12 protein-coding genes and 3 pseudogenes are annotated in these 14,392 nt (G+C 66.7%); 7 read left to right on the top strand and 8 right to left on the bottom strand.

The features are described from left to right. Positions 1-14: 14 nt before the first annotated feature. Positions 15-1,232: a molecular chaperone DnaJ gene (gene dnaJ / locus BLV94_RS08880; protein ID WP_072948695.1), complete on the top strand. Its 1,218-nt coding sequence runs from the start codon at positions 15-17 to the stop codon at positions 1,230-1,232. A 77-nt stretch (positions 1,233-1,309) separates the two neighbouring features. On the opposite strand, the pseudogene BLV94_RS08875 reads toward dnaJ, so the two are convergent. Continuing rightward, positions 1,310-1,462, bottom strand: a pseudogene (locus BLV94_RS08875) (ParA family protein); the annotation flags it as partial. Between the two features lie 74 nt (positions 1,463-1,536). On the opposite strand from BLV94_RS08875, the gene nrdF reads away from it, so the two are divergent. Both nrdF and BLV94_RS08865 read left to right on the top strand, forming a co-directional pair. Further along, complete coding sequence (gene nrdF / locus BLV94_RS08870) at positions 1,537-2,517, top strand: class 1b ribonucleoside-diphosphate reductase subunit beta (protein ID WP_072948697.1); 981 nt, start codon at positions 1,537-1,539, stop codon at positions 2,515-2,517. A 321-nt stretch (positions 2,518-2,838) separates the two neighbouring features. Then, positions 2,839-3,538, top strand: a pseudogene (locus BLV94_RS08865) (MFS transporter); the annotation flags it as partial. Between the two features lie 326 nt (positions 3,539-3,864). On the opposite strand, the gene BLV94_RS51540 reads toward BLV94_RS08865, so the two are convergent. From BLV94_RS51540 to BLV94_RS08835, 7 genes are all read right to left on the bottom strand, one after another. Then, positions 3,865-4,947 carry a PDR/VanB family oxidoreductase gene (locus tag BLV94_RS51540; protein WP_072948699.1) on the bottom strand — a complete coding sequence of 361 codons (1,083 nt, stop codon included), beginning with the start codon at positions 4,945-4,947 and terminating at the stop codon, positions 3,865-3,867. A gap of 28 nt (positions 4,948-4,975) precedes the next feature. Next, positions 4,976-5,848, bottom strand: a complete 873-nt coding sequence (locus BLV94_RS08855) for a metal-dependent hydrolase (protein ID WP_072948701.1) — start codon at positions 5,846-5,848, stop codon at positions 4,976-4,978. Continuing rightward, positions 5,845-6,036 carry a hypothetical protein gene (locus BLV94_RS50795; protein ID WP_244163566.1) on the bottom strand — a complete coding sequence of 64 codons (192 nt, stop codon included), beginning with the start codon at positions 6,034-6,036 and terminating at the stop codon, positions 5,845-5,847. Before BLV94_RS50795 ends, BLV94_RS08855 begins: the two co-directional genes overlap by 4 nt. Before the next feature lie 71 nt (positions 6,037-6,107). Beyond that, entirely contained in the window at positions 6,108-6,803 is a 696-nt protein-coding gene (locus BLV94_RS08850) for an alpha/beta fold hydrolase (protein ID WP_244163565.1), read from the bottom strand. 42 nt (positions 6,804-6,845) lie between these two features. Further along, positions 6,846-7,634, bottom strand: coding sequence for a crotonase/enoyl-CoA hydratase family protein (locus tag BLV94_RS08845; protein WP_072948702.1), 789 nt, complete (start codon positions 7,632-7,634; stop codon positions 6,846-6,848). Then, on the bottom strand, positions 7,631-8,107 hold the full coding sequence (locus BLV94_RS08840; RefSeq protein ID WP_072948704.1) for a nitroreductase family deazaflavin-dependent oxidoreductase: 477 nt from the start codon (positions 8,105-8,107) through the stop codon (positions 7,631-7,633). The genes BLV94_RS08845 and BLV94_RS08840 overlap by 4 nt, the downstream gene beginning before the upstream one ends. A gap of 27 nt (positions 8,108-8,134) precedes the next feature. Beyond that, positions 8,135-8,647 carry a hotdog fold domain-containing protein gene (locus tag BLV94_RS08835; RefSeq protein WP_244163564.1) on the bottom strand — a complete coding sequence of 171 codons (513 nt, stop codon included), beginning with the start codon at positions 8,645-8,647 and terminating at the stop codon, positions 8,135-8,137. A 253-nt stretch (positions 8,648-8,900) separates the two neighbouring features. Here BLV94_RS08835 and BLV94_RS08830 point away from each other — a divergent pair, with 253 nt between their 5' ends. From BLV94_RS08830 to BLV94_RS08815, 4 genes and pseudogenes are all read left to right on the top strand, one after another. After that, the gene (locus BLV94_RS08830) at positions 8,901-9,479 is read left to right on the top strand and encodes a TetR/AcrR family transcriptional regulator (protein WP_072948747.1); all 579 of its coding nucleotides are present in this window, start codon (positions 8,901-8,903) and stop codon (positions 9,477-9,479) included. A gap of 216 nt (positions 9,480-9,695) precedes the next feature. After that, positions 9,696-10,427: pseudogene (locus BLV94_RS08825) on the top strand (serine/threonine-protein kinase); the annotation flags it as partial. A gap of 107 nt (positions 10,428-10,534) precedes the next feature. After that, complete coding sequence (locus BLV94_RS08820) at positions 10,535-11,764, top strand: integrase catalytic domain-containing protein (RefSeq protein WP_174705567.1); 1,230 nt, start codon at positions 10,535-10,537, stop codon at positions 11,762-11,764. A gap of 1 nt (position 11,765) precedes the next feature. Next, complete coding sequence (locus BLV94_RS08815) at positions 11,766-14,345, top strand: ATP-binding protein (protein WP_072948714.1); 2,580 nt, start codon at positions 11,766-11,768, stop codon at positions 14,343-14,345. Positions 14,346-14,392: the final 47 nt, after the last annotated feature.

The following is a 14,392-nucleotide window of genomic DNA, read 5'->3' as shown; positions in this document are numbered from 1 at the left end:
AAGGAGGATTCTCGGTGACGCAGCGGGAATGGCTCGACCGCGACTTCTACGCCGCTCTGGGTGTCCCTTCAACGGCGTCGGCCGAGGAAATCAAGAAGGCATACCGCACATTGGCTCGGGAGCTGCATCCGGACGCAAACCCGCACAACACCCAGGTAGGGGAACGGTTCAAGGCCGTCAGCGAGGCGTACGCGGTGCTATCTGACCCTGCCAAACGCAAGGACTACGATCGCACGCGCCGGCTGTTCCGATCCGGGGCGTTCGCGAGGAAGGGTTTTCGTCCTGAAGCTGGCACCACCACCACCACCACCACCACCACCACCACCGCCGCGCGCGCCGGGTCGGGCGGCTTCGACTTCGGGGACCTGTTCGGGAGCCATTCACCCTTCACCGTGGGCGATCCTCTGGGCGGGGTGGGTGATGTGCTCGGAGACCTGTTCCGGCGCGCCGGAACCCGAGCGGCGTCGGCCCGGCCGAGGCGGGGCAGGGACGTCGAGACCGAGACCCGGCTGTCCTTCCGGGAGGCGGTCGCCGGGATGGTGTTGCCGCTGAGGGTGAGTGGGCCGATGGTGTGCACCAGCTGTCACGGCTCCGGCGCACGACCGGGAACCCGGCAACGGACCTGCCCACACTGCCACGGCGTCGGGACGCGCAACCGGAATCAGGGCGGCCTCGGGTTCGGCGAACCCTGCGACGATTGCCGGGGCACGGGATCGATCGTCGACACCCCCTGCCCGGACTGCCAGGGCGCCGGGATCGGGGACCGCACCCGCACCATCTCAGTCCATGTCCCGCCCGGAGTGAGCGACGGGCAACGCGTCCGGCTACCCGCGCAGGGTGAACCCGGTCTCGCCGGGGCACCGTCGGGGGACCTGTATGTCACCGTGCGGGTGGACCCGGACCCGGTGTTCGCCCGCAGCGGCGATGATCTCACCGTCACCGTTCCCGTGTCCTTCGCCGAACTTGCCTTGGGGACAGTGCTGTCCGTGCCCACCCTCGATGGCCAGGTCAGTGTGAAGATCCCGCCAGGCGCCCAGTCCGGGAAAAATTTCCGGCTGCGCGGACGCGGGGTGGCCCACCGCGGCGCCGCGGTCGGCGATCTGCTGGTAACCGTAGAGGTCGCGGTCCCGCCCGAACTTGACCACGAGGCTGCCGAGGCGCTGCGTGCGTACGCCCGGGCAGAGGAAACAAGCGGATTCGACCCCCGCGCCGGATGGGCCGGAAAAAGATAATGCCGAGAAAAGAGGTCGGCGTGATCGCCTCGGGCAGTCCGGTCGGAGCCGTTCTTCGGGATGGGGGACTACGAAGTCCTGGTCTCCCTGAGGTCGAGCTTGCCGTCCCGCGGATCCCAGTTGTCGATCACCACGGTGTTACGGAATGCCGCAGGCTCGAGCACCTTTCGGATCGTGTGGGCGGTCGGGTCGAGCGCGAGCGGTTCGGTTTCCATCGGCACGGTGACGTGTGCGGTGGACAATTCTGCGGTGGGACAATGAAGTGTCGTCACGACCACGCGCCCGTCGAGGAGGCGCATCCGCAGTGACATCACGAAACGAAGGTCGGCGCCTCGACCGCGTCCACGCGATCGACTGGAACCGGGTGCCCGATGCGACGGACGCCGCCGTGTGGGATCGGCTGACCCGCAACTTCTGGCTCCCGGAGAAAGTGCCGCTGTCCAACGATCTTCGCTCCTGGCAGACGTTGACCCCGGCCGAGCGGCAGATGACCGTCCGGGTGTTTACAGGGCTGACGCTGCTCGACACTGCCCAGGCCACCGTGGGGGCAGTCGCCATGATCGCCGACGCCGTCACCCCGCACGAGCGGTCGGTGCTGACCAACATGGCCTTCATGGAGTCGGTGCACGCCAAGAGCTACAGTTCGATCTTCTCCACCCTGTGCTCGACACGGCAGATCGACGAGGCGTTCACCTGGTCGGAGGAGAACGCTCACCTGCAACGCAAGGCCCAGATCGTCCTCGACTACTACCGCGGCGACGACGCGCTCGCACGCAAGGCGGCCTCGGTGATGCTCGAATCGTTCCTGTTCTACTCGGGGTTCTACCTGCCTCTGTACTGGAACTCACGGGGCAAGCTCACCAACACCGCCGACCTGATCCGACTGATCATCCGCGACGAGGCGGTGCACGGGTTCTACATTGGCTACAAGTGTCGGCGCGTGCTCGAGCGGATGCCCGTCGGCCTGCGGGCCGCCCACCACAACTACACCCACGAGCTGCTGCACGCCCTGTACGAAAACGAGGTCGGGTATGCGCGGGATCTGTACGACGAGGTCGGCTGGACCGAGGACGTGCTGCCGTTCATGCGGTTCAATGCGAACAGGGCGCTGGCGAACCTCGGCTACCACCCCGCGTTCCGGGACGACGAGTGCCAGGTGAATCCAGCGATCCTCGCTGCCCTGGACCCCGGCGGCGGGGAGACGCACGAGTTCTTCTCCGGTGCCGGCAGCTCGTACGTGATTGGCAAGCACCAGCACACCGAGGACGCAGACTGGGACTTCTGACCCGTGTGGTTGCCTCGTCACGGTCGGAGATCGCTTGGGATGGGACCAATCCCGAGGAGAAGCGGCTCGGCCGATCCGTGACGATGTCCGCGATTACGTGGTCGACTGTCTCGGTGACCGCGCTGGGGCGTTGATCGTAGGCGACACCGGTTCGGAGAAGAAGGGCGCGCCCCACGATCGAGGCGTGGCGCCATACGGCGGAGGTGTACGCCGATCCGGAGCTCGCTCGGATCCTGTCGACGCCGTCCATGGGTGATGTGGGGGCCCTGCCACTGCGAGAAAAAGGGGTGGAGTAGTCCCCGGACGGTGGTTCGATCTTCGGCTACTGAGCCGACTATCCCGTGGATTCGGATCTTCACCACCCGTACCTTCGTCACCGGCGTATTCCTGGTGATGAGTGTGTACGCCATGTCGTCCGTCATCCTCGCTTGGTTGCCGTCCTACTTCGAGGTCGGCCTCGGTTACAGTCGTCTGCAGGCTGGATCCATGTTCGCTTTCCCCAGCATCACGGGGTTGATCCTCATGCTGCTGACGTCGACGATCGGCGACCGTCTGATAACTCGAGGAGTGTCGAGTCGCAGGATTCGGATCGTGCTCCCCGCCATCGGTGTGTTGGTCTGTGGTGCCTTTCTTCTCGTCCTGCCAGCCATCACTTCCCCGGCCCTGGCAGTCCTTGTAGTCTCGCTCGGCTACGGCTTCGCATCGCCGGTGTTCACCATGCTCAACGCTGCGATCGCGGAAAATCTGCCCATCGCACCAAACCGCAGGAACTCTAGGAGTGTTTTTGGCGCTCATGGCGATCGGTGGACTCATCGCCCCCTATGGCACCGGACTCATCGTCGACGCCGCGAGCACACCGGCAGCCGGTTACGCGACGTCCTTTCAAGTCCTCGGTGTAATCGCCGCGGTTTGTGCCTTGCTCGCGATTCTCTTGGCGAATCCAGATCGAGCAAGGCACTCGCACGCGCCGCGCGCTAGTGCTGATCGCGGCGTACCCGATCCTCACGCGCGCATAGCCTGACCGGAAAGAGCGCCCGAACGGACAGGTGCCGAGACCCCTACCGCCGCTCGCACTTGCGGACGTAGGGGTATGTGGCCCCCGAGGCTCAGATCAACCGAGAATCGGTTGATCTGAGTCTGGCGTTTCCCTGCCGAACTCCGCTTGGCGGGGAGGGCGAGATCATGACCGAGACACTCGATCCCATGGTCGGGGTCGGCGCTGCCTTGGCTGAAATGCTGTGTGCCGTGAGGAGCCGTCATCAGGGTGTCGCGGTGCTCCGGGTCGGGTTCACTCCGGAATCGGTAGCGGCCACGGATGACCCTTCTGGTGTGCTGGAAAGTGAACGGTCACAGGTCGATGGTGAGTGGGGTGGAGTTCGCGCGGTCGGTGCAGAGCAGCATGGTGTCTGGTTCATCGAGGAACGCCGATCGTCCGCGGCGGTCGACGTCACCGGAGACGACCCGCACTCGGCATGTGCCGCAGAATCCTTGCCGGCACGAGTACGGCACGTCGGGCTGTAATTCTTGGACGGCGGCGAGGGCCGATGTATCCGCGGGGACGTGGACGAATTCTGTGGCGCGGGCCAGGAGAATCTCGAACCGCCGACCACCGACGACCGGTTCGGGGCTGAATCTTTCGAAAGGCAGACCGGCGGCACCGGTGTGGTCGAATGCGGTGCGGATATCGGTAAGGAGTCCGGGCGGTCCGCAGAAATAGACCGACGTTCGGGGACCGGCGTGTGCGAGCAGCTCGGCGGCCGTGCGGCGTGGACCGGTGAGGATCCGGACCCGATCGGAGTCGAGTTCGCCGATCTCGTCGAGAAAGGCCATGGTCGCGGTGTCACGGCCTAGGTAGGTCAGGTGCCAATCGACACCCGCTGCGGACGCCGCGCGCACCATGGGCAGGATCGCGGTGATCCCGATGCCTGCGGCGACGAACACGACCCGGGAGAGGTCGGCCCGTGCGAGGTGCGGATAGGCGAAGGGGAAGGCGTTGCGGGGACCAGCCGCGGTGACTCGACTGCCGACGGGCAGTCGGTCGTGGATCTCGATCGATGCGCCGCCGCCGTCGGGGATGCGCCGGATCGCGATCCGGTAGCTTCGCCGATCGGTGGGATCGCCGCACAGCGAGTACTGACGGGCCTTCCCTGAGGGCAGTGTCAGGTCGATGTGGGCGCCCGGGTGCCACTGCGGTAGGGCGGAGCGGTCCGCGGATTTCAGTCGCAGACTGAGCACCCCGTCGGCCTCGAGGCGCGTGTCGGCCACGACGAGGCGCAGTACCCGATCGACCGGTGTAGGTTCGATGATCCGCACCCGGCTGGTCACGGCGGCGTATCCACGGACCACGAACTGTAGGCCGGACATCAGCCGGTCGGGTTGGCTCGGCCGGCGCAGCGACGGGGGGACGGGTGGGGGACTGAATCGGGTCATGAGCGGACTCCAGATCGGACGATGGTGCTCAGGCGGCGGCACGAGCCGCCGGTGAGGAGGCGAGATAGGCGACTGCCTGGCTGGTCGAGCCGTACCGGGAGGGGTGGTAGCGAGGTCGGAAGTACTCGAGGAACATCCGTGCCAGGCTCCACGGGCTGGGAAACAGACCTTTCCGCCAGGTCCGCCGAGCAACACGAAACCGGATGCGGCGGTCGGCCTCGCCGAGTTCGGGATCGACGGACATCAGGTAGCGGATTCCGCGGGCCCACAGGATCACCAGAAACGGGGCGGCGATCAGCCATGCGCGCACCCTGCGCGGGTAGCGGCCGTCGAGGTGGGTGAACAGGTCGAACGCCACGTGCCGGTGTTCGACCTCCTCGGCCAGGTGCCAGCGGAACAGGTCGAGCACCTGCGGGTCGAGGGCATCGTCCCAGGCGCGCGCGTTGAGCCCCCAGTCCCCGAGATAGGAGGTGAAGTGTTCGAGGGCGGCCACGACGGCGACCCGCTCGAGCAGCCAGGAATGGGCTTTGCGGCCGGTCAATTCGCGGTCGCCGAGCAGACGGCGGAACATCCATTGGATCTGCGCGACGTACGGATCGGTGTCGAGTCCTTGCGCCTTCAGATGCTCGAGCAGTGATTGGTGCGACGACGAGTGGGTGGCCTCCTGGCCGATGAACCCGATCACGTCCGCACGGACGGCGTCGTCCTTGATCAGCGGCAGCGCTTTCTGGAAGACCTCGACGAAGAACACTTCTCCCTCGGGCAGGAGCATGTTCATCCCGTTCGCCAAATGCGTTGCGAACGGGTTGGCGTCGAAGTAGTGCATCGGCAGCCCGGTCCAGTCCCAGGACACGTTCCGGGCGGTGAGGGCGACCTTGTCGGCCTCGGGTTGGGTGGTCATCGTGCTTCTCTGATCGAGTTGGCGTCTTCTGAGACGAAGGACCGCACGTGGTCGGCGACCGCAGTCGGGTTGAACAGGGGTACCCAGTGCCCGCCGTCGACGGAATGGACCCGTGAATTGATTGCCCAGCGACCGATGTCGACCTGGCTCGCGGGAGTGATGAAGATGTCCCGGCGCGGAGCGAGCACCTGAACGGGCACCTCGGTGGTGCGTTGCTGCGGGCGGAGCAGGCGCGGGAGCAGGTTCGCGGTGTAGATCCTCAGCGCGCCGCGGTTGTCGCGGGCGCTGTGCGCCGGCAGGCCTGCGGGGGGGCCCCGGTTTCGAAGTGTCCGGCCAGCGCGATCGCGGCGTCGACCAGTCCCAGCCGGCACGCCAGCGGGGCGACCCAGGGGATCTGGAGGAACCCCATGTACAGCGGCGACTTCCACTGCCCCAGAAGGTCTTTCCATCCTCGGGGGCCCGCGGCAAGCCGGGACCGGATCCAGTAGGGCACGTGATCGAGACACGGCCCGGAGATCGAGGTCAGCGACGCGATGCGATGCGGTTGCGCCGGATCGGTGGCGGCATGCCACGCCTGGACCGAGCCCCAGTCGTGCCCGACGAGATGCACCGGCCGCCCCGGCGAGACCGCGTCGATGACCCGGCCGATGTCGTCTGCCAGCTGGTCGAGGCGGTAGTCCCGGATTCGTCTCGGGTGCCCCGACGCTCCCGACCCCCGTACGTCGAATGTCACCACACGCACCGTTGACGCGAGTTCGTCCGCCACCCCGTCCCAGACCCGGTGATCATCGGGAAACCCGTGCACACACATCACCGTCGGCGCGTGGGGGTTCCCGCGTTCGTGTACCGCCAGCGGCACCCCGTCCGAGGCGTGAACGAGCCGCGTCGTCACGACGCCCTCGCCAATACCGTCGGGGTTCACGGTGCGATGCGTCGATCGATTCCTTGGTGTCATGCGAAGTCCTTCGTGGATGTGTCGGCGGGTGACCCCGTATGGTCAGCGTCCGGTGAAGACGGCGTCGCGTCGCTCGATCAACGATTGGATGCCCTCGGCGCCGTCGGCGGAACCGAACAGGCGGGCGACGTCGGATCCGAGTTGGGAGATTGCGGCGTCGTCGCCGAGCCGGCGGGCGCGGTGCGCGCTGGCGAGGACGGCGTCCACTCCGAGAGGCGCGGCCTTGTCGGCGATGGTGTGCGCGATGTGGCGTGCCCGTTCGACGGGGTTGTCGGCGATCTCCTGGACGAGGCCGATGCGGTGGGCTTCGGTGGCGTCGAATTCGTCGCCGGTGAGCATCCAGCGCATGGCGTTGCCCCAGCCGGTTTCCCGGGGGAAGCGCAGCGTGGCGCCGCCGAACGGGTAGATGCCGCGGCGGACCTCGAGTTGGCTGAACCGGGTGCCGGCCGCAGCGACGCGGATGTCGGCGGCGAGCAGCAGTTCGATGCCCAGCGTCATGACCCAGCCGTGGGCTGCGGCGACGAGCGGTGTCGTCCAGTCGCCGTCCAGTCGCCAGGGGTCGCGCCCATCGGCGGGGTACGGAGTTTCACCGGCCGCGATCGCTGGGGCGACGTCGACGAGGTCGAGTCCGCCGGTGAAGTGCTCGCCGTGGGCGAACAGGACGCCGCAGCGCAGTTCGGGGTCGGATTCGAGCAGGGCATACGCACGGGACAGATCGCCGAGCATAGCGAGGTTGAACGCGTTGCGTTTGTGGGGTCGGTTCAAGCCGATCAGCAGGACGTGTCCGTCGCGTTCGAGCGTGATCGTGTCGGGTTGAGCGGTGTCGGTCATCGGGATCCTTGTGGTGGGTCGGCGAGGTTGCGGGTGAACGTGATTCGGACGGAAATCGGTGCACTCTGTAGTGCGCGGAAGGTAGCGGCGGTCATCGCGGCGAAGTCGGGATGGGATGTGAAGGTGCGTGTGCGGGCGTCGACATCGTCGCCGGGTTCCAATCGCGCGGTTCCGGTGCGCCAGTGGGCGCCGTGCCGGATCCGCACCCGTGGGTCGGCGGTGATGTTCGCCGTCCATCCGGATCGCGTGCCGTGTTGCGAGATCAACCAGGCCCCGGTGTCGTCGAAGGTTGCGGCGACCGGGACACGACGGTATCGGCCGGTCTTGCGTCCGATCGTTTCGAGTTCCGTGGCGAGTGTGGTGCCGATCCCGATGCGATTGAGCGCTCGCACGGTGGGATTGGCGACGTAGCGTCCCATCAGGCGCTCGATACGGAACTTGCGGCGGGACCGCTTCTCTGGGGTCTGCGTCATCGAGTCTTCCTCTCGACGTTTCGGGAGTCAGTCGTGTTTCTTGCGGGCGACGCGCATGGTGATGCGGGCGCGTACGGCGACCGTGCCGTCGGTCGTGAGTACCTCGACCGGGACTTCCAGGTCGACCGGATCGTCACCGAATGCGGGAATCGCATCTATCGCCGCGACGGTGCGCATGTCGGTGGCCGCTTTCGCGAGGTACTCGACGGTCATGCCCACGGGGATCCATCGGTGCGTGACCGGAACGGTGACGTCGGTCATCATGCCCGCCGCCAGTTCGGCCATGTTGCACGAAGCGATGGCATGGAATGTTCCGAGATGGTTGCGTGAGCCGCGGCGGTTCGGGGCCCGCACTTCGCAGCGCGCCGGCTCGAGGATCGTGATTTCGGGATGAATGGTCCCGAAGTAGGGGGCCTTGAAGCAGACACCCGTGGTGAAGAGTTGTTTGCCCAGGGGCAGCTGCCGCAGCGTATTCCATAGTCTGAGACTCGTGCTCTTCGTCGAACCAGTCGAATATTCCTGCACCGTTGGGTTATTCACTGAGACAACCTGTTCTCTCTGTTCGGTGTTCCGAGTCGGGCATGTCGTGGCTGGACCCGTGGACGAGCTGGGTCGAGATCCGCGAAGTCGGAGCTGCCGGGCCATCTGGTGACGCCGCACGACAGGGCGCCGGGGTGGTCGGGTGCACCCTTCGATGAAGTAGGTGTGAACCCCAGTTACGTGTTTCACGCAACCATAGTAGAATGATCGTGCTACCGCAAGGATTGTTCGCTCAACGCAAGGAGGGATGCCGATGACACCGAGTCCCCGCGATCGGCTCATCGCCGGCACGATCGCGCTCGTGCGGGAGCGCGGCGTCGCCGGCACCGGAATCACCGAACTGCTGGCGCGTAGCGACACCGCGCGGCGGTCCGTCTACCAGAACTTCCCCCGCGGGAAGGCAGAACTCATCGAGGAATCCACCCGGGTGGCCGGCCAGCTGATGAGTGCGATCATTGCCGAGTTCGCCGCGTCCGACAGCCCCGCCGACAGCCTCATTGCGTTCATTCGGATGTGGAAGGACACGCTGGAGGCCAGTGACTTCACCGCCGGATGCCCGATCGTCGCCGCCGCCCTCGGCGGCCCGGAGGCACCGTTGGCGCCCGCGGTTGCCGCCGAGGTATTCGATAACTGGGCGAGTCTGCTCGCCGAGCAACTCGAGCGCACAGGGGTTGATGAGGCTGCCGCCCGGTCGCTCGCGACCACCGCAGTGTGCGCAATCGAGGGCGCCGCCATCCTCGCCATCTCCTCGCGGTCGGTGCGCCCACTCGACCAGGTCGGCATCCACCTCGCCGAGCTCGTGTCCCTTCATCTGGGCGACAGTCGCCCGTAGCCGCGGCCCGGGCGAGATCAACTACCGCGCAAGCATCATCAGTCACAGGGCCGTCGGTATCGGACACAACCACATGCGGCGATATGCTGAGGGGAAGTGTCGGGAGGTTTCGCATGTGGTATTTCGACGATCGCCTTCCCATGACTCACGTGCAGCGGGGCTTCCCGTATTTCGGGGCACACGTACTGCGAGACGACAGCGTGGTAGGCCGTTTCGATGGACGACAGTGACCCGCTCGCCACCCAGCGGTCCACGGATCCCCCGGTCGCCGCGGAGCTGAGCGCGGCCGGGTTCGACGACGCCCACGAGATCGGGCGCGGTGGTTTCGGGGTGGTCTACCGCTGCACGCAGGCCGCCCTGGACCGCACGGTGGCGGTGAAGGTGCTCACCGTCGAACTCGACGAGGAGAACCGGGAGCGGTTCTTCCGGGAGCAGCGGGCGATGGGACGGCTGACCGGGCATCCGAACATCGTCAATGTGTTGCAGGTCGGCGCCACCGACAACGGGCTGCCCTACCTCGTGATGCAGTACCACCGGCAGGACTCCCTCGACACCCGTATCCACCGCGACGGTCCGCTGCCGCTCGGTGACGCGCTGCGGTTGGGGGTGAAGATCGCCGGCGCGGTGGAGACCGCGCACCGGCTCGGTATCCTGCACCGTGACATCAAGCCCGCGAACATCCTGCTCACCGACTACGGTGAACCCGCGCTGACGGACTTCGGTATCGCGCACGTCGCCGGCGGCTTCGAGACCGCCACCGGCACCGTCACCGGGTCCCCGGCCTACACCGCGCCGGAGGTCCTCACTGGTGACCCGCCGACCACGGCGTCGGACATCTACGGCCTCGGCGCCACCATGTTCAGTGCACTCACCGGTCATGCGGCGTTCGAACGCCACAGCGGTGAACAGATTGTCGCGCAGTTCCTGCGGATCACCACCCAACGCGTTGACTCATCCAAAATGCCCGCGTAGCCCCCTTCGTTGACTCACTCGAGAATGCCCGCGTGCGGCGTGTCGCTCGAGCGTGCGTGCGGGGGTTGCGCTACCGCCGGAGGATGGGATTGACGATGGCCGAGCGCAAAGCCGTGACGAAGACGATCGCGACCCGCTACAAGCGGGCGGACAAGGCCGGTAAGGCGAGGATCCTGGACGAGTTGTGCGCCACCACGGGCTGGCATCGCGATCATGCCCGTAAGGCGTTGCGTGGCGCGCTGCGGCCGCGGGTGGTGCGGCAGCGGACGCCGCGACCACCGACTTACGGTCCGAACATCATTGCCGCGCTGATCTTCTGCTGGGCAGTGTTGGGGATGCCCGCCGGGAAGCGGCTGGCCCCGATCCTGGGCGAGCTGGTGCCGCGGCTGCGCCACTTCGGCGAACTGGACATCGACGACGACACCGCCGCGTTGGTGGTGTCGATGTCGGCGGCCACCATCGACCGGCGCCTGGCCCCGGAACGGCGCAAGCACGAGCTGAGGGGCCGCAGCCACACCAAGCCGGGGTCGCTGCTCAAGTCGCAGATCCCGATCCGTACCTGGGCGGACTGGGACGACGCGAAACCGGGGTTTGTCGAGATCGACCTGGTCGGCCACGAGGGCGGCAACGCCGAAGGCGAGCACGCCTACACGCTGACCGTGACCGACATCGCCACCGGGTGGACCGAGAACCGCTCCGTGCGCAACAAGGCCCGCAAATGGGTGATCGCCGCACTGGACGAGATCGCGAAAATCATGCCGTTCCCGATCCTGGGCGTGGACAGCGACAACGGCAGTGAGTTCATCAATCATCACCTGCTCGCGTGGTGCGAGAAACGCGAAATCACCTTCACCCGGTCGCGACCCGGCAACTCCAACGACGGCTGCCACGTGGAGCAGAAGAACTGGGCAATCGTGCGCACCGTCGTCGGCTACCACCGCTACGACACCGAGGCAGAACTGGTGTTGCTCAACAAGATCTGGGTGTTGCAGTCGCAGCTGGCCAACTATTTCTGCCCACAACAGAAACTCGTCTCGAAGGTCCGCAACGGCGCGAAGGTCAGCAAGAAATACGACGTCGCCACTACACCGCACCGGCGTGCTGAACACCACAAAGCGGTCGACAAGCACGATAAAGAGATCCTTGCCGACACCTACGCCCAGCTGAACCCCGCCGCCCTCCAGCGCCGGATCCAGGCGCTCACCACCGAACTGCTGACGCTGACCACCAGCAAGGCAGGGCCGGCCCGAAAGGCACCCGTCACGCGGGCATCCTCAAATGAGTCAACGAATCAGACTTCGCGGGCATCTTGACATGAGGCAACAGGCCCAACCGGCGCCCGACCTGCGTGAGCACGGCGTCCCTGAAGACGTATCTGCGGCGATCGCCTGCGCGATGTCCGGCACTCCCGGCGAGCGGCCGGCCACTGCCGCAGATTTCGGTGAGCAACTGCGCCGGATCCAACACGATCACGGGCTTGCGGTCGACGAGATGGCGCTGCACGCCGAAGCGGGCGCAGCCTCGTCAGGCCAGGAGCCGCCACCGGCGCGGACACGATCCGCGACGTTTCGTCCTCAGATTGCGCACCCAGTGCCGGCCCGAGCGTCGAAGGGGAATTTGTCGTTGGGGTTGACGAGTTTCGTCGGTCGCCGGCACGAACTCACCGAGGCGAAGAACCTGTTGACCGGATCCCGGCTGCTGACGTTGACCGGGATCGGCGGTGTCGGGAAGACCCGGCTGGCGCTGCAAGTGGCCGCGAACGTACGACGTGACTACGGCGGCGGGGTGTGGCTGGTCGAGCTCGGTGAGCTCGGTACCCCGTCGCTGCTGGTGGATGCGGTGGCCGGCGCGCTGGGGTTGCGGGATCATCAGGCGCGGCCGCTACTCGAGGTGCTGGTGGAGTACCTGGCCGCGCGGGAGCTGCTGCTGGTTCTCGACAACTGCGAGCACGTCATCGACGCGGTCGCCGTGCTGGCCGTGGCTCTGCTACTGGCGTGCCCCGGGCTGCGAATCCTCGCCACCAGCCGCGAACCCCTCGGCATCGGAGGGGAGGCGGTGCTGCGGGTGCCCCCGCTGACGGTCCCGGATGGTCATCGGGAACCCTCGCTGCGGGGACTGCCCCGGTATGACGCGGTGACCCTGTTCGCCGAACGCGCCGCCGCCGCTGTCCCGGGTTTCGAAATCACCGAGGACAACATGGTCGCCGTGGCGCGGATCTGCCACCGGCTGGACGGGTTGCCGTTGCCCATCGAGCTGGCGGCGGCCCGGCTGCGGGCGATGTCGCCCGAGCAAATCCTCGAGCGCCTCACCGACCGCTATGCCCTGCTGACCCGCGGAAGTAGGGGCGCGCCGTCGCGGCAGCAGACCTTGCGGTTGTCGATCGACTGGAGCTTCGAGCTGTGCACCGTTCGGGAGCAACTGGTGTGGGGGCGGGTATCGGTATTCGCGGGAAGCTTCGAACTCGATGCGGCAGAACAGGTCTGCGGCGCGGGTCTGACTTCGGCCGACCTGCTTGACGCGGTGACCTCGCTGGTGGACAAGTCGATCCTGATCCGCCAGGAAGCCGGCACAGTGGTGCGGTTCCGGCTACTCGAGACCGTCCGCGAATACGGCCGCGAGAAACTCGAACAGACCGGTGAAAACGTGACTCTGCGCCGCCGGCACCGGGACTGGTACCAGGCACTGGCGGTCGACGCGGAGGTGGACTGGATCAGCGCACGCCAGCTCGAGCTGACTTCACGCCTGCGACGGGAGCAACCGAACATCCGAGAGGCGCTGGAATTCTGCGTCACCGACGATCCCGCCGCCGGCCTCCACGTCGCCGCCGCACTGTTCCCGTTCTGGCTTTCTCAGGGTCTCTACAGCGAGGGCCGGCGCTGGCTCGACCGCTTCCTGGCCACCTGGGCCGGCCCGTCGAGCGTCGAACACATCAAATCGCTGTATGCGGCGAGCGTGCTGGCTGGGATGCTGGGCGACCTCCCCGCCGGCGCCGCGCTGATGGCGCAGGGACGCGCGATCGCCGCGCACACGAGCGACCCGATGACGCACGCGTTTATCGATTACGCCGAGGGCACATTGGCCCTGCTCGGCGGTGACCTCGCTCGCGCGTGTTCGTATTTCGAACGTGCCCTCGCAGTATTCGGCACCCGAGAGGATCGCACCCTCGAGACCGGTGCTCTGAGCATGCTGGGGATGGCCTACGAATTGCGCGGCCAGACGGAGCGGGCAATCGAGTGCCACGAGCGCGTGCTCACGATCACGGAGGCGTGCGGCGAAGCCCTGCACAGGGCGTACTCGCTGTGGGCGCTGGGCGTGGTCGCGTGGCAGCAGGGTGACGCCACGCGTGCGGAGCGGCTCGTCGAACAGGCGTTGCAGCTGACCCGCGCGAACTTTCCCCGCGTCGCCGCATCCTGTCTCGAGGCACTGGCCTGGATCGCCGGGGAGCACCGCGACGCGAGGCGGGCGGCAGTCCTGATGGGAGCGGCAGAGGAATTGGGGCGCTCCGTCGGCAGCGTCGCGGTCATCTACCCCACCCTGCTCGTCTATCACGACGCCTGCGCGGAGAAGGCACGTCGGGACCTCGGCGACAAGGCATTCGAGGCGGCTGGTCGCGAAGGACGCCACCTGGATTTCGACGCAGCCGTCGCCTACGCCCTCGACGAGCGTGCCCCGCACACAACCGATCCCGCTGCCGGTTCGGCGGTGAAACTGACCAAGCGTGAGGAACAAGTCGCCGAACTCGTCGCCGAAGGCATGACCAACAAGGCCATCGCGGCGAAGCTGGTGATCTCCGAACGCACCGCGCAGGGCCACGTCGAGCACATCCTGACCAAACTCGGGTTCACCTCCCGCGCACAGGTCGCCGCCTGGGTCGTCGAGCAACTCCAACGATGAGCGCAGCCGACGTATCCGGGTTAGCGATGACACTTGAAGGCAGTCGA

Source organism: Rhodococcus koreensis (genome assembly GCF_900105905.1).
GTDB lineage: Bacteria > Actinomycetota > Actinomycetes > Mycobacteriales > Mycobacteriaceae > Rhodococcus_F > Rhodococcus_F koreensis.
Note: the sequence above shows the minus strand (reverse complement) of the source record. Positions and strands in the feature narration are given on the sequence as shown.